Here is a 25,958-nt window from a genome sequence, read left to right as displayed (position 1 = left end):
CGGCTGACCTTACTGATCCGAGGGGGCGGGGCCGGAAGCAGTGCCGTCCTTGAGGAGCACGTCCTCGTCGAAGCAGGTGCGCGCGCCGGTGTGGCAGGCGGCGCCGACCTGGTCCACCTTGACCAGCACGGTGTCGGCGTCGCAGTCCAGGGCGACGGACTTGACCCACTGGACGTGGCCGGAGGTGTCGCCCTTGACCCAGTACTCCCGGCGGCTGCGCGACCAGTAGGTGCAGCGGCCGGTGGTCAGGGTGCGGTGCAGCGCCTCGTCGTCCATCCAGCCGAGCATGAGCACCTCGCCGGTGTCGTACTGCTGGGCGATGGCGGGGACGAGACCGTCGGCGCTGCGCTTGAGGCGCGCGGCGATCTCGGGGTCGAGGCTGCTGGGCCGGTGCGTGCTGGTCATGGGTGCCATTGTGCCGCGCGCCACTGACAGTGACTGCGGAATGTCCACTGGGCGGACCCCTGAGGGGGTCGTAGGCTGACTGCATGTCGACTTTCGCCAAGCGTGAACGACTTCTGCTCGCCGACCTGTTGGAGGCCGAGGGCCCGGAGGCCCCCACCCTCTGCGAGGGCTGGCTCACCCGCGACCTCGCGGCGCACGTGGTGGTGCGCGAGCGCCGTCCCGACGCCGCCGGCGGTCTGCTGATCAAGCAGCTCGCGTCCCGTCTGGACCGGGTGATGGCCGAGTTCACCGAGAAGCCCTACGAAGAGCTGATCCAGCTCATCCGCACGGGCCCGCCGCGTTTCTCGCCGTTCCAGCTCAAGCAGGTCGAGGAGCTGTCGAACACGGTGGAGTTCTACGTCCACACGGAGGACGTCCGCCGGGCCCGCCCCGACTGGGCGCCGCGCGAGCTGGACCCGGTCTTCCAGGACACCCTGTGGTCGCGTCTGGAGCGCACCGCCCGGCTGATGGGCCGCGGTGTCCCCACCGGTCTGGTCATGCGCCGCCCGGACGGCCAGACGGTGGTCGCGCACCGGGGCACCCCGGTCGTGACGGCGACCGGCGAGCCGTCGGAGCTGCTGCTGTTCCTCTACGGCCGGCAGAGCGCGGCCAAGGTGGAACTGGACGGCGACAAGGAGGCGATCGCCAGGCTCCACGAGGCGAAGGAACTGGGGATCTGAGGAACCCCGGTCACCGGTGACGGTGACCGGGGCCCGGGAGCCTCGCTAGCGAACGGGGTGTCCCGCAGCCCGCAGGGTCTCCTTGACCTCGCCGATCCGCAGATCGCCGAAGTGGAACACCGAGGCCGCCAGCACCGCGTCCGCGCCCGCGCCGATGGCCGGCGGGAAGTGGTCCAGCTTCCCCGCGCCGCCGGAGGCGATCAGCGGGACGGTGACGTGCTTGCGGACGGCCTCGATCATCTCCAGGTCGTAGCCGTCCTTGGTGCCGTCCGCGTCCATCGAGTTGAGCAGGATCTCTCCGGCGCCCAGTTCGGCGGCCCGGTGCGCCCACTCGACGGCGTCGATTCCGGTGCCCTTGCGGCCGCCGTGGGTGGTGACCTCGAAGGTGCCCGACGCGGTGCGCCGCGCGTCCACCGACAGCACCAGCACCTGCCGGCCGAACCGCTCGGCGATCTCGCGGATCAGGTCGGGGCGGGCGATGGCCGCGGTGTTCACGCCCACCTTGTCCGCCCCGGCCCGCAGCAGCTTGTCCACGTCCTCGGCCGTGCGGACCCCGCCGCCGACCGTCAGCGGGATGAAGACCTGCTCGGCGGTGCGGCGCACCACGTCGTAGGTCGTCTCGCGGTTGCCGGAGGAGGCGGTGATGTCCAGGAAGGTCAGCTCGTCGGCGCCCTCGGCGTCGTAGACCTTGGCCATCTCGACGGGGTCGCCCGCGTCGCGCAGGTTCTGGAAGTTGACCCCCTTGACCACCCGGCCGTTGTCGACGTCCAGGCAGGGGATGACTCGTACGGCGAGGGTCATGCGGGGGCTCCTCGGAACGCCTCCACCTCGACCTCGACGACCAGGCTGGGGTCCACGAAGCCGGAGACGATGATCATGGATGCGGCGGGCCGTACGGTGTCGAACAGCTCCTTGTGGGCGCGTCCGACCTCGTCCACGTCCCGGGCGTGGGTGATGTACAGGCGCGTGCGCACCACGTCGTCCCGGCCGAGCCCCAGCTCCTTCAGCGCCGCGAACGCGACGTTGAAGGCGTTGACCGTCTGCTCGTACGGGTCGCCCGCGACGATCTCGCCGTCCACGACCGAGGTGCAGCCGGAGACCAGCACCAGGCCGTTGGGCAGTTCGACCGCGCGGGAGTAGCCGAAGGTCTCCTCCCAGGGCGCACCGGTCGTGACACGTCGCACATCGCTCACTGAGCCACCGCCTCCAGGGCCTCTTCCAGGGTGAACGCCTTCGCGTACAGCGCCTTCCCGACGATGGAGCCCTCGACACCGAGCGGCACCAGCTCGGCGATGGCCCGCAGGTCGTCCAGCGAGGACACCCCGCCGGAGGCCACCACGGGGCGGTCGGTGGCCGCGCAGACGTTGCGCAGCAGCTCCAGGTTGGGGCCCTGGAGCGTGCCGTCCTTGGCGATGTCGGTGACGACGTAGCGGGCGCAGCCCTCCTTGTCGAGCCGCTCCAGCGCCTCGTAGAGGTCGCCGCCCTCGCTGGTCCAGCCGCGGCCCTTGAGGGTCGTGCCGCGCACGTCCAGGCCGACCGCGATCCTGTCGCCGTGCTCGGCGATGACCTTGGCGACCCATGCGGGGCTCTCCAGGGCGGCGGTGCCGAGGTTCACCCGGGTGCAGCCGGTGGCGAGGGCCGCGGCCAGCGAGGCGTCGTCGCGGATGCCGCCGGACAGCTCGACCTTGATGTCCATCGCCTCGGTGACCTGCCGGACCAGTTCGCGGTTGTCGCCGGTGCCGAACGCCGCGTCCAGGTCGACCAGGTGCAGCCACTCGGCGCCCGCCCGCTGCCAGGACAGGGCGGCCTCCAGCGGCGAGCCGTACGAGGTCTCCGTGCCGGACTCGCCGTGCACGAGACGGACGGCCTGGCCGTCGCGGACGTCGACGGCGGGAAGGAGTTCGAGCTTGCTCACAGTGTTCCGATCCAGTTGGTGAGGAGCTGCGCACCGGCGTCGCCGGACTTCTCGGGGTGGAACTGCGTGGCCCACAGGGCGCCGTTCTCCACGGCGGCCACGAAGGGCTTGCCGTGCGTCGACCAGGTCACGCGCGGCGCCTGCATCGACGGGTTGTGCGTCTCCAGGGACCAGTCGTGGACGGCGTAGGAGTGCACGAAGTAGAAGCGGGCGTCGGCGTCGAGGCCGGCGAACAGCTGGGAGTCGGCGGGCGCGTCGACGGTGTTCCAGCCCATGTGGGGCACGATCTCGGCCTTCAGCGGCTCGACCGAGCCGGGCCACTCGTCGAGGCCCTCGGTCTCCACGCCGTGCTCGATGCCGCGCGCGAAGAGGATCTGCATGCCGACGCAGATGCCCATGACGGGGCGTCCGCCGGACAGCCGGCGGTCGATGATCCAGTCACCGCGGGCCTCGTGCAGCCCCTTCATGCAGGCGGCGAAGGCGCCGACGCCCGGCACCAGCAGGCCGTCGGCGTTCATGGCGCGGTCGTAGTCGCGCGTTATCTCGACCTCGGCTCCCGCGCGCGCGAGGGCGCGCTCGGCGGAGCGCACGTTGCCGAAGCCGTAGTCGAAGACGACCACTCGCTTGGCGGGGCTCAATTCCACACCTCCAGCCTCAGGACACCGGCGACGAGGCACATCGCGGCGGCGATGGAGAGCAGCACGATGAGGCCCTTGGGCATCTGCTGCTTGACGAAGGAGTAGATGCCGCCGGCCAGGAAGAGGCCGACGACGATCAGGAGGGTCGACAGGCCGTTCACAGGGCGCCCTTCGTGGAGGGGAGGATGCCCGCCGCGCGGGGGTCGCGTTCGGAGGCGTAGCGCAGGGCCCGGGCCAGCGCCTTGAACTGGCACTCCACGATGTGGTGCGCGTTGCGCCCGTAGGGCACGTGCACGTGCAGGGCGATCTGCGCCTGGGCCACGAAGGACTCCAGGATGTGCCGGGTCATCGTGGTGTCGTACTCGCCGATCATCGGCGCCATCTTCTCGGGCTCGGTGTGCACGAGGTAGGGGCGGCCGGAGAGGTCGACGGTGACCTGGGCGAGGGACTCGTCCAGCGGGACCGTGCAGTTGCCGAAGCGGTAGATGCCCACCTTGTCGCCGAGCGCCTGCTTGAAGGCGGCGCCGAGGGCGAGGGCGGTGTCCTCGATGGTGTGGTGCGAGTCGATGTGCAGGTCGCCCTCGGTCTTCACGGTCAGGTCGAACAGACCGTGCCGGCCGAGCTGGTCGAGCATGTGGTCGTAGAAGCCGACGCCCGTCGACACATCGACCTTGCCGGACCCGTCGAGGTCGATCTCGACGAGGACGGACGTCTCCTTGGTGACTCGCTCCACGCGTCCCACGCGGTTCATGTGCTCTGCTCCTTCTTCAGTTCACGTACCGCGTCGAGGAACGCGTCGTTCTCTTCGGGGGTTCCGGCGCTGACCCGCAGCCACCCCGGAATGCCGTTGTCCCGGACCAGGACGCCCCGGTCGAGGATCTTCTGCCAGGCCGCGTGCGAGCCCCCGGGGCCCTCGAAGCGGCCGAACTGCACGAAGTTCGCGTCCGACTCCACGACCTCGAAGCCGATCGCCCGCAGCTCGCTCACCAGCCGGTCCCGCTCGGCCTTGAGCTGCTCGACGTACTTGAGCAGCGTGTCGGTGTGCTCCAGGGCGGCCAGCGCGGTCGCCTGGGTGACGGCGGACAGGTGGTAGGGCAGCCGTACGAGCTGGACGGCGTCCACGACCGCCGGGTGGGCGGCCAGGTAGCCGAGGCGCAGGCCCGCCGCCCCGAAGGCCTTAGACATGGTCCTGGAGACGACGAGATTCGGCCGTCCTTCGAGGAGCGGCAGCAGCGAGTCGCCGTGGCTGAACTCGATGTACGCCTCGTCGACCACGACCATGGACGGCTTCGCGGCCTGTGCGGCCTCGTACAGCGCGAGGACCGTCTCGGGCGGGACCGCGTTGCCGGTGGGGTTGTTGGGGGTCGTGACGAAGACGACGTCCGGCTGGTGCGCGGCGATCGCGTGGACGGCCGCCTCGACGTCGATGGAGAAGTCCTCGTGCCGCGGACCCGAGATCCAGCCGGTGCCGGTGCCGCGCGCGATGAGCGCGTGCATCGAGTACGACGGCTCGAAGCCGATCGCCGTGCGGCCCGGTCCGCCGAAGGTCTGGAGCAGCTGCTGGATGACCTCGTTGGAGCCGTTGGCGGCCCAGACGTTGGCGAGGCCCACCTCGTGGCCGGAGGTGTCCGTCAGGTACTCGGCGAGCCGGGTGCGCAGCTCCACCGCGTCCCGGTCCGGGTAGCGGTTGAGGTCGCGGGCGGCCTCCCGGACGCGCTCGGCGATGCGCTCGACCAGTGCCTCGGGCAGCGGGTAGGGGTTCTCGTTGGTGTTCAGCCGTACGGGGACGTCCAACTGGGGCGCGCCGTAGGGGGACTTGCCGCGCAGCTCGTCCCGTACGGGCAGGTCGTCGATTCCGAGGGTCACTTGCCGGGCACCTTCCAGCCGAACCTGGCCTTGATCGCCGCCCCGTGGGCCGGCAGGTCCTCCGCCTCCGCGAGCGTCACCACGTGGTGCGCCACGTCCGCGAGCGCGTCCTTCGTGTAGTCGACGATGTGGATGCCGCGCAGGAAGGACTGGACGGACAGGCCGGAGGAGTGGCAGGCGCAACCGCCGGTCGGGAGCACGTGGTTGGACCCCGCGGCGTAGTCGCCGAGGGACACGGGGGCCCAGGGGCCGACGAAGACGGCACCCGCGTTGCGCACCCGGTCGGCGACCGCGGCGGCGTCGGCCGTCTGGATCTCCAGGTGCTCGGCGCCGTACGCGTCGACGACCCGGAGTCCTTCCTCGATGCCGTCGACGAGGACGATCGCGGACTGCCTGCCCTTGAGGGCGGGCACGATCCGGTCGTCGATGTGCCGGGTGGCCGCGACCTGCGGCTCCAGCTCCTTCTCGACGGCGTCCGCGAGGGCGACGGAGTCGGTGACCAGGACGGCGGCGGCCAGCGGGTCGTGCTCGGCCTGGCTGATCAGGTCGGAGGCGACGTGCACCGGGTCGGCCGTGGAGTCCGCGAGGACCGCGATCTCGGTCGGGCCGGCCTCGGCGTCGATGCCGATCCGGCCGGTGAAGTAGCGCTTGGCGGCGGCGACCCAGATGTTGCCGGGGCCGGTGACCATGTTGGCGGGCGGGCAGGACTCGGTGCCGTACGCGAACATCGCGACGGCGGTCGCGCCACCGGCGGCGTAGACCTCGTCGACGCCGAGCAGGGCGCAGGCGGCGAGGATCGTCGGGTGCGGAAGGCCGCCGAACTCCGCCTGGGCGGGCGAGGCGAGCGCGATGGACTCGACTCCCGCCTCCTGCGCGGGCACCACGTTCATGATCACGGAGGACGGGTAGACCGACCGGCCACCGGGCGCGTACAGCCCGACCCGGTCGACCGGTACCCACTTCTCGGTCACGCTGCCGCCGGGCACCACCTGGGTGGTGTGGGTGCTGCGGCGCTGTTCCCGGTGGACGAGCCGGGCGCGGCGGATGGACTCCTCCAGAGCGGCCCGCACGGCCGGGTCGAGCTCCTGCAACGCGCGCGTGAGCGCCTCCGCGGGCACCCGCACCCGCTCCAGCCGGACACCGTCGAACTTCTCGGCGAAGTCGATCAGCGCCGCGTCGCCCCGATGATGCACGGCCTCACAGATCGGACGCACCTTCTCCAGGGCGGCCGAGACGTCGAAGTCGGCTCGGGGCAGCAGGTCGCGCAGGGCGGGGCCCTCGGGGAGGGCGTCGCCGCGCAGATCGATTCGGGAGATCACTCGTCAATTCTCTCAGACCCGCGTCAGGGCCCGTTCGCGCATTCCAATGGCTGATACGCAACCCGGAAGATCAACAGTACGTCTAGCGTTCGGGGGGTCACTCAGCGGGCATGACCGGTACGAAACCCGCGAGTAGATGAGGGGGATGGAAGAGACGTGACCGAGGGGGCCGGCATCCGGGGCATCCACGACGGAGACCTGCCGGACGATCTGACCGCCGCCGAGGCCGGCATGTGGCAGGCCTTCCGCAACGGCAGCGTGTACGACCTGAGCAGCGGCGACACCGTCGTCGACGATCCGCACGGCGGCCACCCCTGGGGACCCGAGCGGACGGTACGCGCGCGGATCGTGTGCTGGCTGCTCCTGGACGGTCCGCCCGCGCTCGCGGGCCGGGTGTCGTCCCTGAAGCTCACCGGCGTGCAGATCAGCGGCACGCTGGACCTCGCGGGCGGCACGGTGGTGCCGTACGTCGAGATGAAGGGCTGCCGGTTCGAGCGTGAGATCCTGCTGCCGGAGGCCCGCTTCACCACTGCGCGCTTCGTGAACTGCTCGGTGCCGCGCCTGGAGGCCGCCCGGGTGCACACGGAGGGCGATCTGCATCTGCCGCGCTGCCGCTTCCACAACGGGGTCCGGCTGACCGACGCGCACATCGGCACCGACCTGCTGATGAACCAGGCGATCGTCTACCGCGACCGCAGCGGCCGCTCCCTCGCCGCCGACGGCATGACGGTCGGCCAGGACCTCCAGGCCGAGCTCCTGGAGTCGCACGGCGAGCTGAGCCTGCGCAGCGCGACGATCGGCGTCTCGCTGAGTCTGCGCGGCGCCCGGCTGAACAACCCGTACACCCGGCTCGCGCTGAACGCCCCGCAGCTGACCGTCGAGCGCACGCTGTACCTGACCCCGGCGGGCGTCGGTGCCGCCATGCTGAGCGGGGCGACTCCCGCGCGCGGGACCCGCATCCAGCGCTTCGAGTGCCAGGGCGGGGTGCGCCTCGACGACGGGCGGTTCGGGGACGCCGTGGACCTGGAGCGGGCCCGGTTCACCTTCACCGACGAGCAGGAGCTGTCGCTGCGCCGCATCCAGGCGCCCGAGCTGCGCTTCCTCGGCGAGAAGCCGCAGCGCGGCAAGGTGGTGCTGTCGGGCGCGCGGGTCGGCAACCTCGTGGACCGGGCGAGCGCCTGGCCGGGGCCCGGCAATCTGCACATGGGCGGCTTCGCCTACGAGAACCTGGTGCCGCACGGCCCGTTCCCGCTGGCCGAGCGGCTGGAGTGGGTGGCGGCCGCGACCGCCGAGTACAACCCGGAGCCGTACGAGAGGCTCGCCGCGGTACTGCGGGCGGGCGGCGAGGACGAGGACGCGCGCGAGGTGCTGCTCGCCAAGCAGCGCCGGCGCCGGGAGACCCTGCCGCCCGCCGCGAAGTTCTGGGGCTACGTGCAGGATCTGACGGTCGCGTACGGGTACCGGCCCGGCCGGGCCGCGGTGTGGATGGCGGTGCTGTGGGCCGCGGGCTCCGTGGCGTTCGCACACGCGAGCCATCCGCCGCTCAAGGGAGGCGACCACCCGGCCTGGAATCCCGCCCTGTTCGCCCTGGACCTGCTGCTTCCGGTGATCGACCTGGGGCAGGTCGGCTTCTGGCAGTTGCACGGCGGCTGGCAGTGGCTGGCGGCGGCGATGGTCCTCCTCGGCTGGATCCTGGCGACCACCGTGGCGGCGGGGGCCACCAGGCTGTTGCGGCGGAACTAGGGAGGTCTGTGGGGCGGAAGGTGAACACCGGTCGCGTCTTTGCCGTCCCTTGACTTTCCGCCGTACAACTTTCCATGAGTTGCACGTGCGCACTGGCGCGACGCCGAGCCGCGGTCTTTCAATGGTCGACACCATGGCTCTGCTGCCCCCCTTCAGCCGCGCGTCGCGGATACCCGCGTATCTCACCGGCGGACTGCCCGCCGACGACGAGGTACTACTCGACGCGCCCGACGACCGGCTCGGACCCGCGCTGGTCGCCGCCGGGCAGGGCGCGCACGGGCAGGCGGCAGAGCTGCTGCGCGCGACCCGCGAGGACCACGCCTGGGAGCTGCGCGACCGGTACGTCCGACGCCTGTCGGCTTTCGCCCGCTCGCGATCCGAGTGGTACGACACCTGGCGCGCCGAAGCCCCGCACGACCCGGACCAGCTCGTGCTCGGCGCCCAGCTCGCGGTGGACCGGGTCTGGGACTCGCCGGCCAGGGCGGAGCTGCTGCGCGAGGTGAGCCCGCTGATCACGGCCTCGGCGCGCGCCGAGGACCGCGACCCGGTGCCGTGGCGGATCGCGCTGGACCACGCACGCGGCTCACAGGCCGGCCCCACCTACTTCGGGGAACTGTGGGAGGCGGCCCTCAGGCGCGCCCCGCTGCACTACGGCTGCCATGTCGCCGCCCTGAGCTATCTGGCGACCTCCTGGCGCGGCTCCTACCGCGAGTGCTTCGACTTCGCCGACCGGGCCGCCCACGACGCCCCGCCCGGCTCGCTCGTCCAGGCGCTGCCCGCGCGGGCGGCCCTCGCGTGTCTGACCGGGGCCGGCGCCGACGCGGTACCGCGCGAGCGGCTGGACGCGGCGGCCGACCGGGCGATCGAGCTGTCCGCCACGTTCACGGCCGCCGACCCGTGGCCGGCCGAGATCCGCAACAAGCTGGTGTACGTCCTGGTGCGCCTCGGCCGCTGGCCGGACGCCCTGGAACAGCTGCGGATGCTCGGCCCGTACGCGACCTCCTTCCCCTGGAGCCGGGAGTCGGAGGATCCGCTGGGCCGCTTCCTTGAGGTGCGTGAGGAGGTCCGGCGGCACGCCCTGATCCATCCACGGAGTGGGCACGGGGGACGTGTCCGCTCCGCAGGCCATTAGGCTTTGGCGCCGTGACCACCGTACGGCTCCCGCTCTTCCCCCTGAACTCAGTGCTGTTCCCGGGGCTCGTGCTTCCTCTCAACGTCTTCGAGGAGCGCTATCGCGCCATGATGCGCGAACTGCTGAAGACTCCCGAGGAGGAGCCGCGCCGGTTCGCCGTCGTGGCGATCCGCGACGGGCACGAGGTGGCGCCCAGCGCCCCCGGCCTGCCGGACCCCGCGGCCGCGCCCGACACCGGCCCCGCGGCCGGCTTCGGTGACGACCCGGTCAAGGCGTTCCACGCCGTCGGCTGCGTCGCGGACGCGGCGACGGTACGGGAGCGGGCCGACGGCACCTTCGAGGTCCTGGCGACCGGGACGACCCGGGTCCGGCTGCTGTCCGTCGACGCCTCGGGCCCGTACCTGACGGCCGAGCTGGAGGAACTGCCGGAGGAGGCGGGCGACGAGTCCGGGCCGCTGGCAGAAGGCGTGCTGCGGGCCTTCCGCCAGTACCAGAAGCGTCTGGCGGGAGCCAGGGAACGCTCCCTGTCCTCCGGTGCGGACCTCCCGGACGAACCGTCGGTGGTCTCGTACCTGGTGGCGGCCGCGATGGTGCTGGACACCCCGACCAAGCAGCGCCTGCTCCAGGCCCCCGACACCGCGTCCCGGCTGCGCGACGAACTGAAACTCCTGCGCGCGGAGACGGCGATCATCCGTAATCTGCCGTCGTTGCCGGCGTCGGACCTGACGCTCGGCCCGACGAGTCTGAACTGAGGCCGGAACCCGTCAGATGGCGAAGAAGTCGAAGAAGCAGCAGTCCGCGGGCACCCCCGCGACGGTGGCCCTGACCTCGGCAGGCGTGTCCTTCACGGTGCACGCCTACGACCACGACCCCTCCCACCCCTCGTACGGCGAGGAGGCGGCCGAGGCGATGGGGGTCTCCCCCGACCGCGTCTTCAAGACCCTGGTGGCGGACGTGGACGGCACGCTGACGGTGGCGGTGGTCCCGGTGGCGGGCTCCCTGGACCTGAAGGCCCTCGCGACGGCCGCGGGCGGCAAGCGGGCGGCGATGGCCGACCCGACCCTCGCGGAACGCACCACGGGCTATGTGCGGGGCGGCATCTCCCCGCTGGGCCAGCGCAAGAAGCTCCCCACGGTCCTGGACGCCTCGGCCTCCGCCCACGAGACGATCTGCGTCTCGGCCGGCCGCCGCGGCCTGGAGGTGGAACTGGCGCCGAAGGACCTGGCCGACCTCACCGACGCGATCCTGGCGCCTATCGCCCGTGCGTGACCCCTCGACGAGTGCCCCTTCCTGGACTAAGCAGAAGGGGCATGTCGAAGAGAACACGCAAGCGCAGGTGGCGCACGAAGAAGGGCCGCTCGAACCACGGCAGGCGCCCGGCGTAGCGGGCGGGGTCGGGGGAGTCCCTACTGCACGGGCGACCCGTAGCCGTCCTTCGGAATCGTCTGTCCGTACACCGGCTCGGGATCCCGGGGCCCGAACAGCGCCGTGAGCCCGAGGTGCACGACCAGCCCGGCGAACGACCAGGCGAGCAACGCCCCCTTCGCCCCCAGCTCCAGCGGCGCGGAGAACGTCACGCCCTTGCCCACGGCCTTGGCATGGGCGATCACGTCGGAGGACGGGCCGAGCCACATCCCCACCCGCCACGCGAGCAGTGATGCCAGCACTCCCCCGACGGCCAGCCCGACCACCAGCGGGACTCCGCCCCGGCGCCGCCACAGGAACACGACGAGCGCGCTCACGAAACCGAAGGCCAGGGCCAGCAGGGTGAGCGTGCCGTCCACCCCGACCGCCTGCTCCCCCTCGGTGTCCTTGAGGTAGACGACCCAGTTCCCCTGCTCGTCCACGTCCACGACCAGCGGCACGTGCGGCGCCAGCCACCACCACAGCAGCCCGAGCAGCACCCCGGAGAGCGCCACGGCGACCAGGATCACCGCGCCCTCGATCAGCTCGGTCTTCATCCCGGGCCCGCCCTGCCCGTACCGGACTTCGGCAGGGGCCGCGTAGCCGGGGGCTGGGGCCTGCCACGCATCGTGCGAGGACGGTTCGTGGGGCGGCGGAGGAGGCGTCAACGGAGCGGTCACCCTGACATCGTGCCAGGCCCGCCTGTGGGGCGCGTCACCGGACGGCCGCCCGACGGTAGGCCCAGGTGGCGACGGCAAGCGAGACCACGCCCACGCATCCGCACACGGCGAGGTCGCCGAGCACGAAGGCCCAGTCGGGGTGCGGGCCGAAGGTCCGGGCGAAGGCCTCGACGCCGTAGGTCGAGGGCAGCAGGTCCCGGGCGAACCGCACCACCTCGGGCATCCGGTCGGCGGGCAGCACGCCCAGCAGCAGCGCGGCGGACATCCCGAGCTGACCCAGGAGGGTGGCCAGTTCCGGCCGGGGCGCGAGCAGCCCGAGGGCCGCGCCGAGCCCCGCCAGGGCGGCTCCGGCCAGCGGGATCACCGCCACCAGCACCCACAGGTGCGCCAGCGGCAGCCCGAACAGCACACATCCGAAGACGGCGGTCACCACGGTCCCGGGCACGGTGAAGGAGGCGTACGCCCCGGCGGCGCCGAGCACCACGGCGGCGGGCGGTACCGGCAGCGTGGCGTAGTGGTCGAGCCCGCCGCTCGCCCGCAGCTGCCCGAAGTACTGGGCGAGCAGGTTGAGCGCGACGAAGGCCACGACCAGCACGGACGCGCCCGCGACCACGGACTGCGCCTCGCCCCCGCCGTCCACGACCCCCCGCATCAGGATCATGATCCCGATCGACTGGAAGGTGGCGACGAACAGCAGCGGGATGCGCGCGACCCGGGCGCGGGACAGCTGCGCCCGGTAGACGGCCGCGAGCGACGGCCACAGCCGCGCGCGCGGCCCGAGCTCGGCGGCCGCGCCCCGGCCCGTCTCCACGACGGCAGGCGCGCCGCCGGGCAGAACCTCGGCGGGTACGACACTCACGTGGCTCTGCTCCTCTTCGCTCCGGCGCTCGCCCTGAGACGTACGGACAGGGCCCTTCGCGTGCTCAACGTGCTCAAGCCTTCACCAGCCCCTGCTGAGCGGCCCCGCCCAGGGCGAGGTACACGTCCTCCAGGCTGGGCGTGGCGAGCGTGAAGTCGTCCAGCGCGGCGAACGCGGCCCCGCCGGTGACGGTGGCCACGACCGCGCGGGCCTCCTCGGGGGCCAGCCGCAGGGTCCAGCGGCGCCCTGCGGCCACGGCCCGGTCCTGGAGGGCCGCGACCTCGGGCACGTGCAGCGGGGCGGCCTCGCGCCACACGAGGTCGACGCGGACCTCCCCGGCGACCTGTTCCTTCAGCCCGGAGGGCGTGTCGCAGGCGATGACCCGCCCCTGGTCGAGGACGGCGACCCGGTCCAGCACGGTCTCCGCCTCGATGACGTTGTGGGTGACGAGCAGGACGGTGGTCCCCCGTTCGGCCCGCCGCCGGTCCACGGCGGACCACACCGCGCGCCGCGCCACGGGGTCCATCGCGGTGGTCGGCTCGTCGAGGACGAGCAGCGGCCGCTCCCCCACGAGCGCGGACGCGAAGCACGCGAGCCGCCGCTGCCCGCCGGACAGCTTCTTCAGCGGCCGCCCGGCGATCGGCGTGAGTCCCAGCTCGTCGAGTACGGCGTCCCGCTCGGCCCGCGCCGTCCTGGCGTCCAGGCCGCGCAGCCGGCCGGTGGTCTCGGCGGCGAGGGAGACGGTGAGCTCGTCGAGGGCGCTGGACTCCTGGCCGAGGTAGGCGAGGATCCGCGAGGCCCGGTCCGGGTGGCGCACGATGTCGTGCCCGAGGATCTCGACACTGCCGCTGTCGGGCCGCATCAGGCCGGTGAGCTGCCGTACGAGGGTGGTCTTGCCGGCGCCGTTCGGGCCGAGCAGACCGAAGATCTCGCCCTGCCGGATGTCCAGCCGTACGTCGTCGGTGGCCCGCACCTCGGGCGTCGCCGGCGTCCCGCGCCGCCCGCGCACCGCGGGATAGGTCTTGGTCAGTCCGCGCACCGCACACACGACATCCCCACTGTGTCGAAGTGCCGGTGCAGCGCGCGTACTCACAAAGGACGAGACTACGGGGTCGGGGAGCTCTGCTCGCCCTTGGGGCGGGGTATGTGCCGGTTCACTCCCCGGCGGGAGCGTGCTCCGCCGCCGTCCGCACGTCGATCTCGCGCCAGAACCCGGCGCGGATCGCATAGCGGTCGTGCTCGTCGATCTGGTCGTCCTTGTGGGCGAGCAGTCCGAACCGGGCCGCGTACCGCAGCAGCTCCCCGTCGATCCGGTGCGGCACCCGCGGGTACATCCCGGACAGCCGCTGCAGATGGGTCTGGTCCCCCAGCCGCTCCATCCACCGGCGCGCGAAGACCTGCCCCACCTCGAACGGGTCGCCGCCGACCGTGGTGATGTCCTCCTCCCGGTCGGCCCAGCGCTGCTCCGCCGTGGTGAGCTGCGCGAGCGTGGGCATGGAGGCGACCTCGGGCGGCTCGGCGGCACCGCCGGGCCGGTCGACCCAGCCCTTGTCGGAGGACCAGCGCAGGGTCGCGCTCGCGGGGTGCTGGGCGGCCTGCGCGCCGGGCGCCCGCAGCGCGGCGAGGTCCTTGGGCGTCGGTACGCCCTTGGGCGCGGGCACGCGCTCCTGCGTGCCGTTGTCCGAGGAGGCCGCCGGGGCGTGTTCGCTCTCCTCGGAGGTGCGCTCGGGTGCCTGCGAGAGCGCGGACTCGGGCAGCGGCGCGGAGAGGATCGCGGCGATCTCGGGCCGCGGCGCGGGCGAGGGCGCGCAGATCCCGCCGAGCTCCTTGGCGCGTACGGCCTTGGTGATCCACGCGCGGTCCAGCACCCGCCGCTCGTCCGCCTCGGCGACCAGGTCCTCCGACTGGTTGTAGTCCCCGTCGGCGGCCTGCACGGCCCACAGGTGCACGGCGACCCCGTGCTCCTTGGCGGCCATCATGCCCGGCAGCAGGTCACCGTCGCCGGTGACGAGCACGATGTCGGAGCAGGCGCGGTTGCGGGCCAGCTCGGTGAGCTCGGCGTGCATGGCGGCGTCCACGCCCTTCTGGGCCCAGCGTCCGTCGCTGCGGGTCAGGGCGCCCAGGCGGACGGTGACCCGGGGCATCACCCGCAGCCTGCGGTGCTCGGGCTGCGGGACGCGGTCGGGGGCGCCGTCGAACCAGTAGATGCGCAGCAGGGGCCGTTCGGTGTCGGACTCGGCCCGGTCGCGCAGCCCCTGGACGAGGGCGGCGTGGTCGACGGTGATGCGGGAACGGGAGGGCTCCCCGGCAAGGAGACTGGCGGCGGCCCCCAGCAGATACCCGGCGTCCACCAGGACGATGCAGCGGTCCACGCGATCCACCCTCTTTCCGGGAGGTTTGCTTCGGGCTTCCTTCGAGTCTGCCCGACCGTACGGGGGTTAACGGCCGGAACTCGATCTTCGGCGTGGCGTTTCGGGGCATTGCCCGGCGACATCCCCTGTCACACACGGTAATTATCCGAAATGCGCCTGTTGTCAGCCTATGTGAATCTGGTCCCGGCCCTGGCCCCTAGATCCCACAGGAGGCATCACCATGGCCAAGAACAAGAAGCAGAACCGCAAGCCGTCCCAGAACGAGCGTGCCGGGCAGGAGCCCCGGCAGAACTCGATGGAGACACAGACCGAGCAGCACGCCCCGCAGGTGAGCCCCGGCGACATGGCCCGCAAGGGGCGGCAGAAAAGCTTCGGCCACAACTGACATCTGCATAAAGGGTTGTTGAGACCCGGGTACACAAAAGGGCGCACCCCGTCAGGAGTGCGCCCTTTTGCACGGCCGGTGCCGACAGGGCCCGGTCAGCCCGCCAGGCAGGACGGGCCGAGCAGCACCTTCAGGTCGCCGAAGAGCGCCGGGTCCGGCTTCACCCGGTGCCGGTCCAGCCGCAGGACGGTCGTCTTGGTCGGGCCCTGGAGCTTGATACGGACCTCGCTGTCGCCCTTGTGGTGCGTGAGGATCTCGCCGAGGCGGCTGACCATCGGCGGGGTGACCCGGGTGGCCGGGATGGTGAGGATCACCGGTGCGTTGGTGCCCGCGTTGGACAGGTCCGGGACCTGGAGCTCCATCGCGACCAGCCGGGGCACGTCCTCGCGCTTGTCGAGGCGGCCCTTGACGAACACCACGGCGTCCTCGACGAGTTGGGTCGACACCAGCTGGTAGGTCGCCGGGAAGAACATGCACTCGATGGAACCGGCGAGGTCCTCGACGGTGGCGATCGCCCAGGCGTTGCCCTGCTTGGTCATCTTGCGCTGGAGGCCCGAGATGATGCCGCCGATGGTGACGACCGCGCCGTCGGAGTGCTCGCCGCCGGTGAGCTGGGCGATGCCCGCGTCGGCCTTGTCGGACAGCACGTGCTCCAGGCCGAAGAGCGGGTGGTCGGAGACGTACAGACCGAGCATCTCCCGCTCCTGGGCGAGCAGATAGGTCTTGTCCCACTCGTCCTCGGTGAACTGCACGTCGAGCCCGAAGCCGGGTTCGCTGGTCTCCTCCTCCCCCATCCCGCCGAAGAGGTCGAACTGGCCCTCGGCCTCCTTGCGCTTGACCGCGACCACGTTGTCGATCATCGGTTCGTACTGCGCGGTCAATCCCTTGCGGGTGTGCCCGAGGGTGTCGAAGGCGCCCGCCTTGATCAGCGACTCCGTGGTGCGCTTGTTGCAGGCGACCGCCTCGACCTTGTCGAGGTAGTCGGGGAAGGAGGCGTACTTCCCCTTGGCCTTGCGGCTCTTGATGATCGACTCGACGACGTTGGTGCCGACGTTGCGCACGGCCTCCAGGCCGAAGAGGATCACGTCGTCGCCCTGGGCGGCGAAGTTGTGCACCGACTCGTTGACGTTCGGCGGGAGCACCTTGATGCCCATGCGCCGGCACTCGTTGAGGTAGACCGCCGACTTGTCCTTGTCGTCCTTGACGGAGGTCAGCAGCGCCGCCATGTACTCGGCCGGGTAGTTGGCCTTCAGATAGGCGGTCCAGTACGACACCAGTCCGTACGCGGCGGAGTGCGCCTTGTTGAAGGCGTATCCGGCGAAGGGGACCAGCACGTCCCACAGGGCCTGGATCGCCTCGTCGCTGTAGCCGTTCTTCTGGGCGCCGGCCTGGAAGATGGTGAAGTTCTTGGCCAGTTCGTCGGGCTTCTTCTTGCCCATCACGCGGCGCAGGATGTCGGCCTCGCCGAGCGAGTACCCGGCGATAATCTGGGCGGCCTTCTGCACCTGCTCCTGGTAGACGATCAGGCCGTAGGTGACGTCCAGGACCTCCCTGAGGGGCTCTTCGAGCTCCTTGTGGATGGGGGTGATCTCCTGGAGCTTGTTCTTGCGCAGCGCGTAGTTGGTGTGCGAGTCCATGCCCATCGGGCCCGGACGGTAGAGCGCGGAGACGGCGGAGATGTCCTCGAAGTTGTCGGGCTTCATCAGGCGCAGCAGGGAGCGCATGGGGCCGCCGTCGAACTGGAAGACGCCGAGCGTCTCACCGCGCTGGAGGAGCTCGAAGGTCGTCGGGTCGTCCAGCGGGAGGCTCAGCAGCTCCAGGTCGATGCCCTTGTTGGACTTCACCATCTTGACGGCGTCGTCCATGATCGTCAGGTTGCGCAGGCCGAGGAAGTCCATCTTCAGCAGGCCGAGCGACTCACAGCTCGGGTAGTCCCACTGCGTGATGGTGACGCCGTCGGTGTGCCGGACCCAGACGGGGACGTGCTCGGTGATGGTCTCGCTGGACATGATCACGCCGGCGGCGTGCACGCCCATCTGCCGGACCAGGCCCTCAACGCCCTTGGCGGTGTCGATGACCTTCTTCACGTCCGGTTCGTTCTCGTACATCCCGCGTACCTCGCCGGCCTCCGAGTAGCGGGGGTGCGAGGGGTCGGTGATGCCGTTGAGGTCGATGCCCTTGCCGAGGACGTCGGCGGGCATGGCCTTGGTGATGCGGTCGCCCATCGCGTACGGGTAGCCCAGCACGCGCGCGGAGTCCTTGATCGCGTTCTTGGCCTTGATCTTGCCGTAGGTGCCGATCATGGCGACCTTGTCGGCGCCGTACTTCTCCGTCACGTACCGGATCACCTCGACGCGCCTGCGCTCGTCGAAGTCGATGTCGACGTCGGGCATGGAGACGCGCTCGGGGTTGAGGAACCGCTCGAAGATCAGGCCGTGCGGGATCGGGTCGAGGTCGGTGATGCCCATGGCGTAGGCGACGATCGAGCCGGCCGCGGAGCCTCGCCCGGGACCGACCGCGATGCCGTTGTTCTTGGCCCACATGATGAAGTCGGCGACCACGAGGAAGTAGCCCGGGAACCCCATCTGGATGATGACGTCCATCTCGTACTCGACCTGGCGCTGGCGGTCCTCGGGGATGCCGCCGGGGAAGCGGCGCTCCATGCCGCGGCGGACCTCCTCCTTGAACCAGGTGACCTCGGTGTAGCCCTCGGGGATGTCGAACTTCGGCATGAGGTTCTTGGCCTCGAACATGCCGGTGGTGTCGACCATCTCGGCGATCAGGAGGGTGTTGGCGCACCCCTCCTGCCAGGCGTCCGAGGAGTCGATGGCGTACATCTCCTCCGTGGACTTCAGGTAGTAGCCGGTGCCGTCGAACTTGAAGCGGTCGGGGTCGGAGAGGTTCTTGCCGGTCTGGATGCACAGCAGGGCGTCGTGGGCGGTCGCCTCGTGCGCGTAGGTGTAGTGCGAGTCGTTGGTGACCAGCGGGGGGATGCCGAGCTTCTTGCCGATCTCCAGGAGGCCGTCGCGGACCCGGTGCTCGATCTCGATGCCGTGGTCCATCAGCTCCAGGAAGTAGCGGTCCTTGCCGAAGATGTCCTGGTAGTCGGCGGCCGCCTTGAGCGCCTCGTCGTACTGGCCCAGGCGCAGCCGGGTCTGGAGCTCGCCGGAGGGGCAGCCGGTGGACGCGACGATCCCCTCGGACCACTGGGAGATCGTCTCCTTGTCCATGCGGGGCCACTTCTGCAGCCAGCCCTCGGCGTAGGCGTCCGAGGAGAGCCGGAAGAGGTTGTGCAGGCCGGTCGAGTTCACCGCCCACATCGTCTTGTGGGTGTAGCCACCGGAACCGGAGACGTCGTCCCGCTTCTGGTGCGGCTGGCCCCACTGGATCTTGCGCTTGTTGCGCCGGGACTCGGGCGCGACGTACGCCTCGATGCCGATGATCGGGGTGACCCCGGCCTTCTTGGCGCTGTGGAAGAAGTCGTACGCCCCGTGGAGGTTGCCGTGGTCGGACATGGCGATGTGGGTCATGCCCATCTCGTTGCACGCGTTGAACATGTCCTTGAGCCGCGCGGCACCGTCCAGCAGGGAGTACTGGGTGTGGACGTGCAGGTGCGTGAACGGCGGCTTTGACACGGCGTGGCCTCCATGGAAAACACTCGACGACAGACGGGCGGACAGTTCGGGGGACAGCGTCGAAGTCTATGCCTCGGCACTGACACTCCAAGGCCCGCCCCGCGTACCTTCACAACGAGGGTCGCGGGCACTTTGGCCGGGGCCCACCCGTTGGAGAGACGACAGAAACGCTGTCGTACGCATGCACCAGGAGGCACCCCGCGATGTCGGTTCCGCAGCTCAACGACGAGCACCGCGGCGAGGAGATCCTCGCTGTCTTCGACACCGCCTTCGGCGAGCTCCTGGCCGCCGATCCGGCAGCGTTCCGCGTCAAGTTCCGCAAGATGGCGGCCTCGGCGTTCGCGTTCTACCGGGGTACGGCGTGCCTCTTCTATCACGACCTGGACGCGGAGAAGCGGGGCGGCCCGTACCTGGACGAGCGCACCTCGCGCGTGTGGATCCATGGCGACCTGCACGCGGAGAACTTCGGCACCTACCTCGACGCCAACGGCCGGCTGATCTTCAATGTCAACGACTTCGACGAGGCCTACGTCGGCCCCTTCACCTGGGACCTCAAGCGCTTCGCCGCCTCGGTCGCGCTGATCGGGTACGCCAAGGCGCTCGGCGACGAACAGATCACCGAGCTGGTGGAGGTCTACGCGGGCGCGTACCGCGAGCGGATCCACGCCCTGGCCACCGGCGCCAAGAGCGACGAGGTGCCGCCCTTCACCCTGGACACCGCCCAGGGCCCGCTGCTGGACGCGCTGCGCGACGCCCGCTCCCTGACCCGTTTCGGCCTGCTGGAGTCGATGACGGAGATCCGCGACTTCGAGCGCCGCTTCGCGCCGGGCGGCGGCTCCATCGAGCTGGACGCGGCCACCCGCTACAAGGTGCTCGCGGCCTTCGACGGCTATCTGGAGACCCTCCCGGAGGCGTCCCTGGCCCGCCCGGACTCCTACCGGGTCAAGGACGTCGTCGGCCGTCGCGGGATCGGCATCGGCTCGGCCGGGCTGCCGTCGTACAACATCCTGCTGGAGGGGCACACCGACGCCCTGGAGAACGATGTGGTGATCTACATCAAGCAGGCCCAGACCCCGGCCGTCTCCCGGCACATCACCGACCCGGCGATCCGCGACTACTTCCAGCACGAGGGCCACCGCACGGTGATCTCCCAGCGCGCCCTCCAGCAGCACGCCGACCCGTGGCTGGGCTGGACCGAGCTGGGCGGCGCGGGCCAGCTGGTCGCGGAGATCTCGCCGTACGCCGTGGACCTGGACTGGGGCGACATCGACGACCCGGAGGAGATCGCGGCGGTCGTCGCCGACCTCGGCCGCGCCACGGCCACCATGCACGCGGCGGCGGACGACACCTCCGGCGAGTCCCTGGTGCCCTTCTCCACCGAGCGGGCGATCGACGCGGCGATCGCGGCCGACGAGGACGGCTTCGCGGGCCTCCTGGTCGACTTCGCGCACAGCTACGGCGCACGCGCGCGTGCCGACCACCAGACCTTCGTGGACCTGTTCCGCAACGGCCGCATCCCCGGCCTGTGACAGGCCCCTTACCACCGTCGATAACGATAGGGCCGCTCACAGGGACTCTTTAGGGGTCCCTTACAGGCCCGCGTGACACACTCTCCACGCTATGGACATATCCGGGACCCAGCTTCGAGCGCTCCGCGCGGCGCTGTTCACGGCACTCGTCGTGACGCTCAGCACCGCGTCGCACGTGCTGCTGTCCCGGGCTCCCCTGCCGCTCAACACCGTGGCGGTGGTCGCCGCCGCCGTGTTCGCGCTCTCCTTCGCGCTGGCCGGCCGGGAGCGCGGCTTCGGGCGGATCGCCGCCGTGCTGATCCCCCTGGAGCTGGCCGCAGACACCGTCTTCACCACCGGCCAGCACGTCTGCTACGGCGCCGCGGGCGGCCCGGTCGCGGGCCCGCTGCGCTCGGTCGGCTGGGACCTGTTCTGCGGCGACGGCACCAGCGTCGGCTCGCCGTTGGCCCGGATGACCGGCACCGACCCCGGCCGGCTCGGCGGACTGCTCGCCCACGCCGACCCGCGGACCGCCTGGCTGCTGCTGGGCGCCCATGTCCTGGTCGGCCTGCTCGCGGCCACCTGGCTGCGCCGCGGCGAGCGGGCCCTGGCCCAGCTGTTGCGGGCCGTGGCCGCCACCACATTCCGGCCGCTTCTGCTCGCGGCCGCCGCGCTGACCGTGCGGTCGGCGCCGGAACCGGCCCGTCCGGTGCGCCCCGGCCGCCGTACGGCCGTCGTGCCCGACGAGATCCTCGTGCACTCCCTGGGACGGCGTGGACCGCCGTGCTCTCCCGCTGTCGCCTGAGCCGCACCCACCGCTCGCACAGCCTCCGAGCACCACCAGTCCCGACCGACGTATCCCCGCACACGACGTGTGCGCGTCCCCTCGATGGAGAACACCACCATGAGCAAGCGGAACAGCCAGGCCGCGAAGACAGCCGCCCGCGAGCGGCTGCGGCAGGAGCGCGAGCGCCAGGCCAAGCGCGACAAGATCAAGCGGCAGGTCATCGTCGGCTGCTCCATCGTCGGCGTCCTGGCGATAGCCGGCGGCATCAGCTACGCGGTCGTGCAGAGCAACAAGCCCAGCTACTGGGAAGAGGCCAAGAACGACAAGCTCGTCAAGCCGGCCAACACCTCGGGCGCCAACGGCACCACGGTCGTCATCGGCAAGAGCACCGCCAAGAAGACCCTGGTCATGTACGAGGACCCGCGCTGCCCCGTCTGCGCCCAGTTCGAGCAGACCGTCGGCTCGACCGTCGACAAGGACGTCGAGGACGGCAAGTTCAAGATCCAGTTCGTCGGCGCCTCCTTCCTCGACGGCAACCTCGGCGGCGAGGGCTCCAAGAACGGCCTCAGCGCCCTCGGCGCGGCGCTGAACGTCAGCCCCGAGGCGTTCCTGAAGTACAAGACCGCGATGTACTCCACGAAGTGGCACCCCGACGAGAGCGGCCCCGACAAGTTCAAGGACGACTCCTACCTCATCGAGATCGCGCAGACCGTCCCGGAGCTGAAGGACAACAAGACCTTCCAGAACGCCGTGAAGAACGGCACCTACGACAAGTGGGCCCTGGACATGTCCGAGAAGTTCAACAAGGACGGCATCAGCGGCACCCCGACCCTGAAGATGGACGGCAAGACGCTGACCGGTTCCGACGGCAAGAACGCGCCGATGACGGTGGCCGAGTTCAACACCGCCCTGGAGGGGGCCCTGAAGGGCTGATTCCCGCACTCTTCAGGCAAAGAGCGGGCGAACTTTCAGGAGTTCGCCCGCTCTCGTTCATACCGGCCAGTAACCTGATCGGCCGTGACCAACAGACAGAGAACAGCCGGGAGCAACTCCCTGTCCCCACGCCGCCGTACGGTCGTCAAGGCCGCGGCGGCCACCGCTGTCCTGGCCGCTCCGCTCGCCGCCGCATGGCCGGCCGGCGCGGTCGAGGCCCCCGCCTTCCTGCACGGTGTCGCCTCCGGCGACCCGCTCCCGGACGGCATCCTGCTGTGGACCCGGGTGACCCCGACCGCGGAGGCCGTGCCCGGTTCCGGGCTCGGCCCGGACACCGAGGTCGGCTGGACCGTCGCCGCGGACAAGTCCTTCACGAACGTCGTCGCCAAGGGGTCCGTCACCGCGACCGCCGCCTCCGACCACACGGTCAAGGCGGACGTGCGCGGTCTCGCGCCCGCGACCGACTACTGGTTCCGCTTCTCGGCGGGCGGCACCGACTCCCCGGCGGCGCGCACCCGCACCGCGCCGGCGGCGGACGCGGCCGTCGCGAACCTCCGCTTCGGCGTGGTCTCCTGCGCCAACTGGGAGGCCGGTTACTTCTCGTCCTACCGCCACCTCGCGGCCCGCGGCGACCTGGACGCCTGGCTGCACCTGGGCGACTACATCTACGAGTACGGCACCGGCCAGTACGGCACCCGCGACACCGTCGTACGGCAGCACGCGCCGGCCCACGAGATCCTCACCCTCGCCGACTACCGGATCCGGCACGGCAGGTACAAGACGGACCCGGATCTGCAGGCCCTGCACGCGGTCGCCCCGGTCGTCGCGATCTGGGACGACCACGAGTTCGCCAACGACGCCTGGTCGGGCGGCGCCGAGAACCACACCGAGGGCGCGGAGGGCGCCTGGTCGGCCCGTCAGGCCGCCGCCAAGCAGGCCTACTTCGAGTGGATGCCGGTGCGCACGGCGACGGCCGGCACCACCTACCGCCGACTGCGCTTCGGCAAGCTCGCCGACCTCTCACTGCTCGACCTGCGGTCCTTCCGCTCGCAGCAGGCCTCCGTGGGCAACGGTTCGGTCGACGACCCGGACCGCACCATCACGGGCCGCGCCCAGCTGGACTGGCTCAAGGCGGGGCTGAAGTCCTCCGACACGACCTGGCGGCTGGTCGGCAACTCCGTGATGATCTCGCCGTTCGCGATCGGCTCGCTCTCCGCCGACCTGCTCAAACCGCTCGCCGAGCTGCTGGGCCTGCCCAAGGAGGGCCTCGCCCTCAACACCGACCAGTGGGACGGCTACACGGACGACCGCCGCGAACTCCTCGCCCATCTGCGCTCCAACGCCATCCGCAACACCGTCTTCCTGACCGGGGACATCCACATGGCGTGGGCCAACGACGTGCCGGTGAACGCCGGGACCTACCCGCTGTCGGCGTCCGCCGCCACGGAGTTCGTCGTCACCTCGGTCAGCTCGGACAACCTCGACGACATCCTGAAGGTCCCCGAGGGCACGGTGACCGCGCTGGCCGCGCCGGTCATCCAGGTCGCCAACCGGCACGTCCACTGGGTGGACACCGACCGCCACGGCTACGGCGTCCTGGACATCACCGCCGAGCGGGCGCAGATGGACTACTACGTGCTGTCCGACAAGACGAAGCAGAACGCGACGTCCGCGTGGGCGCGTTCGTACCGCACGCGGAACGGCACGCAGAAGGTCGAGCGGACCTACAGCCCCGTCTAGAGCGTCTCCAGGAAGCCGAGGGCCACCCGCCAGGTGGCCTCGGCGGCCTCCTCGTCGTAGTCCGGCAGGTCGGGGTCGGTGTAGAGGTGACCGGCCCCGGCGTACCGGTAGACCTCGACGTCGGCGCCGGTGCGGCCCATCTGGAGGTACCAGGCGCTCAGCCAGTCGTCCGTCTCGAAGGGGTCCGGCTCGGCCACGTGCAGCTGGACCGGCAGCTCGTCGGCGGTGGCGTTCGGCGCGATGTCCGACGTGCCGTGCAGGAGGAGCAGTCCGCGGGCCTTCTCGTCGCCGAGGGCGAGGGTCTGCGCGATCGAGGCGCCGAGGGAGAAACCGGCGTAGACCAGGCCGCGCTCGGAGTAGGGCGCGGCGGCCAGCACAGCCCGCTTGAGCAACTCGTCCTTGCCGATCTCCTCGTTGAAGGCCATGCCCTCCTCGACCGTCTCGAACGTGCGCCCCTCGAAGAGGTCGGGCGTCCACACCTCGTGCCCGGCCGCCCGCAGCCGGTCGGCGGCCCGACGGACGGCGGGCCTGAGGCCGTAGGTCGAGTGAAAGAGCATGATGTTCATGACGCCATGGTGCCAGCCCGCCTCGGCAGTGCTGTCGCCCACATCGCGGCGGCCGTACCCACTTCGCGGCCGAAGTCACATGTTCATGCCCCGGCGGGGCCGGTTAGGTTCGGGGTCATGGAGAACGTACTCCGCCCACTGATCGTGGTCGGCGGTTCGGTACTGCTCACTCTCGTGATCGGCTGGGCCACCGACCTTCTGCTGCGCAAGGCCGACGCACGGCACAGCGAGACCCCGATGTGGGGTCTGCTGCGCCGTGGCCGCATCCCCTACATGCTGGTGCTGTGCGCGGCCATGCTGAGAGGGGCCTATGACGAGGCACGGGTGCTGGAGCGGCACAGCGCCGGCATCGGGCAGACGCTGACGCTGGTGCTGATCGGGGCGACCGCCTGGCTGGTGATCCGCATCGCGGCGGCCGTGGTGGAGACGACGTACACCCGTTACGCGCGTGCCCACCACGACGCCGCCCGGGTCCGCCGGGTGCGCACCCAGGTGACGCTGATCATGCGGGTGGTCGCCGCGACCGTCGGCGTGGTGGCGGTGGCCGCGATGCTGCTGACGTTCCCCGCGATGCGCGCGGCCGGTGCCTCGCTGCTGGCCTCGGCCGGAATCCTCGGCATCGTCGCCGGTGTGGCCGCCCAGTCGACGCTCAGCAACATGTTCGCCGGGCTGCAGATCGCCTTCGGTGACATGGTGCGCATCGGCGACACCGTGGTCGTGGACGGCGAGTGGGGCACGGTCGAGGAGATCACGCTGACCTTCCTGACGGTCCGCACCTGGGACGAGCGCCGGATCACCATGCCCGTGTCTTACTTCACCTCGAAGCCGTTCGAGAACTGGTCGCGCGGCACCCCGCAGATGACCGGCATCGTCTACTGGCACGTGGACCACACCGCTCCGGTGGAGCTGATGCGCGAGCGGCTGCGGGACATCCTGCGCCAGTGCCCCGCCTGGGACGGCCGCGACTACGGGCTCGCCGTCACCGACACCACCCCGAACACCATGCAGGTGCGGGCGCTGGTGACCGCCAAGGACGCCGACGACATCTGGACGGTACGGGTCACGGTCCGCGAGCAGATGATCCGCTGGCTCACCGACAACCACCCCTACGCGCTGCCGCGGGTGAACACGGCGGACGCGACACTGGCGCCGGGGTTCCGACGGGTCAACGGCAACGGGAGGGACGGCGAGACGCCCCGCCGCGCCCACGAGTCCCCGCGAACGGGGCGCGGCTGACGGCACATGACGGCGCGGGTTCCCCGGGCGCGCTCAGGGGCTCGGGGAACCGCGCCGACCAGCCACGACGAGCCCACACCCGTCCACCGGCTAATGCCCCCGCTCCGCCCCGCCAT

At 71.0% G+C, this 25,958-nt stretch carries 26 protein-coding genes; 11 read left to right on the top strand and 15 right to left on the bottom strand.

Annotated elements, in window-relative coordinates:
• Positions 1-9: 9 nt before the first annotated feature.
• Complete coding sequence (gene hisI / locus EHS43_RS03605) at positions 10-405, bottom strand: phosphoribosyl-AMP cyclohydrolase (RefSeq protein ID WP_125189055.1); 396 nt, start codon at positions 403-405, stop codon at positions 10-12.
• Positions 406-488: 83 nt separating this feature from the next.
• Between hisI and EHS43_RS03600 the strand changes: the two genes are divergently transcribed.
• Complete coding sequence (locus EHS43_RS03600) at positions 489-1,124, top strand: TIGR03085 family metal-binding protein (protein ID WP_125189054.1); 636 nt, start codon at positions 489-491, stop codon at positions 1,122-1,124.
• A gap of 45 nt (positions 1,125-1,169) precedes the next feature.
• On the opposite strand, the gene hisF is transcribed toward EHS43_RS03600, so the two are convergent.
• From hisF to hisD, 8 genes are read right to left on the bottom strand one after another with little or no spacing between them, the layout of a single operon-like run.
• Entirely contained in the window at positions 1,170-1,925 is a 756-nt protein-coding gene (hisF, locus tag EHS43_RS03595) for an imidazole glycerol phosphate synthase subunit HisF (RefSeq protein ID WP_125189053.1), read from the bottom strand.
• Positions 1,922-2,317 carry a RidA family protein gene (locus tag EHS43_RS03590; RefSeq protein ID WP_125189052.1) on the bottom strand — a complete coding sequence of 132 codons (396 nt, stop codon included), beginning with the start codon at positions 2,315-2,317 and terminating at the stop codon, positions 1,922-1,924. Before EHS43_RS03590 ends, hisF begins: the two co-directional genes overlap by 4 nt.
• Positions 2,314-3,039, bottom strand: a complete 726-nt coding sequence (gene priA / locus EHS43_RS03585; protein ID WP_125189051.1) for a bifunctional 1-(5-phosphoribosyl)-5-((5-phosphoribosylamino)methylideneamino)imidazole-4-carboxamide isomerase/phosphoribosylanthranilate isomerase PriA — start codon at positions 3,037-3,039, stop codon at positions 2,314-2,316. The genes EHS43_RS03590 and priA overlap by 4 nt, the downstream gene beginning before the upstream one ends.
• Positions 3,036-3,677, bottom strand: coding sequence for an imidazole glycerol phosphate synthase subunit HisH (gene hisH, locus EHS43_RS03580; RefSeq protein ID WP_125189050.1), 642 nt, complete (start codon positions 3,675-3,677; stop codon positions 3,036-3,038). Before hisH ends, priA begins: the two co-directional genes overlap by 4 nt.
• Positions 3,674-3,838 (bottom strand): hypothetical protein, encoded by a 165-nt coding sequence (locus EHS43_RS46210; RefSeq protein WP_185806096.1) that lies wholly within the window; start codon positions 3,836-3,838, stop codon positions 3,674-3,676. Before EHS43_RS46210 ends, hisH begins: the two co-directional genes overlap by 4 nt.
• Complete coding sequence (hisB, locus tag EHS43_RS03575; protein WP_030318918.1) at positions 3,835-4,428, bottom strand: imidazoleglycerol-phosphate dehydratase HisB; 594 nt, start codon at positions 4,426-4,428, stop codon at positions 3,835-3,837. The genes EHS43_RS46210 and hisB overlap by 4 nt, the downstream gene beginning before the upstream one ends.
• On the bottom strand, positions 4,425-5,543 hold the full coding sequence (locus tag EHS43_RS03570) for a histidinol-phosphate transaminase (protein ID WP_125189049.1): 1,119 nt from the start codon (positions 5,541-5,543) through the stop codon (positions 4,425-4,427). Before EHS43_RS03570 ends, hisB begins: the two co-directional genes overlap by 4 nt.
• Entirely contained in the window at positions 5,540-6,862 is a 1,323-nt protein-coding gene (gene hisD, locus EHS43_RS03565) for a histidinol dehydrogenase (protein ID WP_125189048.1), read from the bottom strand. The genes EHS43_RS03570 and hisD overlap by 4 nt, the downstream gene beginning before the upstream one ends.
• Positions 6,863-7,018: 156 nt before the next feature.
• Between hisD and EHS43_RS03560 the strand changes: the two genes are divergently transcribed.
• From EHS43_RS03560 to ybaK, 4 genes are all read left to right on the top strand, one after another.
• Positions 7,019-8,605, top strand: a complete 1,587-nt coding sequence (locus EHS43_RS03560) for an oxidoreductase (protein WP_125189047.1) — start codon at positions 7,019-7,021, stop codon at positions 8,603-8,605.
• Positions 8,606-8,726: 121 nt separating this feature from the next.
• Complete coding sequence (locus tag EHS43_RS03555) at positions 8,727-9,737, top strand: hypothetical protein (protein ID WP_125189046.1); 1,011 nt, start codon at positions 8,727-8,729, stop codon at positions 9,735-9,737.
• An 11-nt stretch (positions 9,738-9,748) separates the two neighbouring features.
• A complete protein-coding gene (locus EHS43_RS03550; RefSeq protein ID WP_125189045.1) occupies positions 9,749-10,489 on the top strand; it encodes an LON peptidase substrate-binding domain-containing protein in 741 nt (246 codons plus the stop codon).
• A 16-nt stretch (positions 10,490-10,505) separates the two neighbouring features.
• Positions 10,506-11,006, top strand: coding sequence for a Cys-tRNA(Pro) deacylase (gene ybaK / locus EHS43_RS03545; RefSeq protein ID WP_125189044.1), 501 nt, complete (start codon positions 10,506-10,508; stop codon positions 11,004-11,006).
• A 137-nt stretch (positions 11,007-11,143) separates the two neighbouring features.
• On the opposite strand, the gene EHS43_RS03540 is transcribed toward ybaK, so the two are convergent.
• From EHS43_RS03540 to EHS43_RS03525, 4 genes are all read right to left on the bottom strand, one after another.
• Positions 11,144-11,821 carry a DUF2567 domain-containing protein gene (locus EHS43_RS03540; RefSeq protein ID WP_125189043.1) on the bottom strand — a complete coding sequence of 226 codons (678 nt, stop codon included), beginning with the start codon at positions 11,819-11,821 and terminating at the stop codon, positions 11,144-11,146.
• A gap of 34 nt (positions 11,822-11,855) precedes the next feature.
• Positions 11,856-12,680 carry an ABC transporter permease gene (locus EHS43_RS03535; protein WP_125189042.1) on the bottom strand — a complete coding sequence of 275 codons (825 nt, stop codon included), beginning with the start codon at positions 12,678-12,680 and terminating at the stop codon, positions 11,856-11,858.
• 73 nt (positions 12,681-12,753) lie between these two features.
• Complete coding sequence (locus EHS43_RS03530; protein WP_125189041.1) at positions 12,754-13,728, bottom strand: ABC transporter ATP-binding protein; 975 nt, start codon at positions 13,726-13,728, stop codon at positions 12,754-12,756.
• A gap of 106 nt (positions 13,729-13,834) precedes the next feature.
• Complete coding sequence (locus EHS43_RS03525; protein WP_125189040.1) at positions 13,835-15,052, bottom strand: NYN domain-containing protein; 1,218 nt, start codon at positions 15,050-15,052, stop codon at positions 13,835-13,837.
• A 220-nt stretch (positions 15,053-15,272) separates the two neighbouring features.
• Between EHS43_RS03525 and EHS43_RS46205 the strand changes: the two genes are divergently transcribed.
• Positions 15,273-15,437 (top strand): hypothetical protein, encoded by a 165-nt coding sequence (locus tag EHS43_RS46205; RefSeq protein WP_185806095.1) that lies wholly within the window; start codon positions 15,273-15,275, stop codon positions 15,435-15,437.
• Positions 15,438-15,532: 95 nt separating this feature from the next.
• On the opposite strand, the gene dnaE is transcribed toward EHS43_RS46205, so the two are convergent.
• Positions 15,533-19,072: a DNA polymerase III subunit alpha gene (gene dnaE, locus EHS43_RS03520; protein WP_125189039.1), complete on the bottom strand. Its 3,540-nt coding sequence runs from the start codon at positions 19,070-19,072 to the stop codon at positions 15,533-15,535.
• Positions 19,073-19,275: 203 nt separating this feature from the next.
• On the opposite strand from dnaE, the gene EHS43_RS03515 reads away from it, so the two are divergent.
• From EHS43_RS03515 to EHS43_RS03500, 4 genes are all read left to right on the top strand, one after another.
• Positions 19,276-20,601, top strand: a complete 1,326-nt coding sequence (locus EHS43_RS03515; RefSeq protein WP_007381396.1) for a DUF2252 domain-containing protein — start codon at positions 19,276-19,278, stop codon at positions 20,599-20,601.
• Between the two features lie 91 nt (positions 20,602-20,692).
• Entirely contained in the window at positions 20,693-21,385 is a 693-nt protein-coding gene (locus EHS43_RS03510; RefSeq protein WP_125189038.1) for a hypothetical protein, read from the top strand.
• A gap of 99 nt (positions 21,386-21,484) precedes the next feature.
• Positions 21,485-22,300, top strand: a complete 816-nt coding sequence (locus EHS43_RS03505) for a thioredoxin domain-containing protein (protein ID WP_125189037.1) — start codon at positions 21,485-21,487, stop codon at positions 22,298-22,300.
• Positions 22,301-22,384: 84 nt separating this feature from the next.
• The gene (locus tag EHS43_RS03500; protein WP_125189036.1) at positions 22,385-24,040 is read left to right on the top strand and encodes an alkaline phosphatase; all 1,656 of its coding nucleotides are present in this window, start codon (positions 22,385-22,387) and stop codon (positions 24,038-24,040) included.
• On the opposite strand, the gene EHS43_RS03495 is transcribed toward EHS43_RS03500, so the two are convergent.
• Positions 24,037-24,606, bottom strand: a complete 570-nt coding sequence (locus EHS43_RS03495) for a dienelactone hydrolase family protein (protein ID WP_125189035.1) — start codon at positions 24,604-24,606, stop codon at positions 24,037-24,039. The genes EHS43_RS03500 and EHS43_RS03495 overlap by 4 nt on opposite strands.
• Before the next feature lie 117 nt (positions 24,607-24,723).
• Here EHS43_RS03495 and EHS43_RS03490 point away from each other — a divergent pair, with 117 nt between their 5' ends.
• A complete protein-coding gene (locus EHS43_RS03490) occupies positions 24,724-25,842 on the top strand; it encodes a mechanosensitive ion channel family protein (RefSeq protein WP_125189034.1) in 1,119 nt (372 codons plus the stop codon).
• Positions 25,843-25,958: the final 116 nt, after the last annotated feature.

The organism is Streptomyces sp. RP5T (assembly GCF_003933965.1).
GTDB lineage: Bacteria > Actinomycetota > Actinomycetes > Streptomycetales > Streptomycetaceae > Streptomyces.
This window is presented reverse-complemented; position numbering and strand designations above follow the sequence as displayed.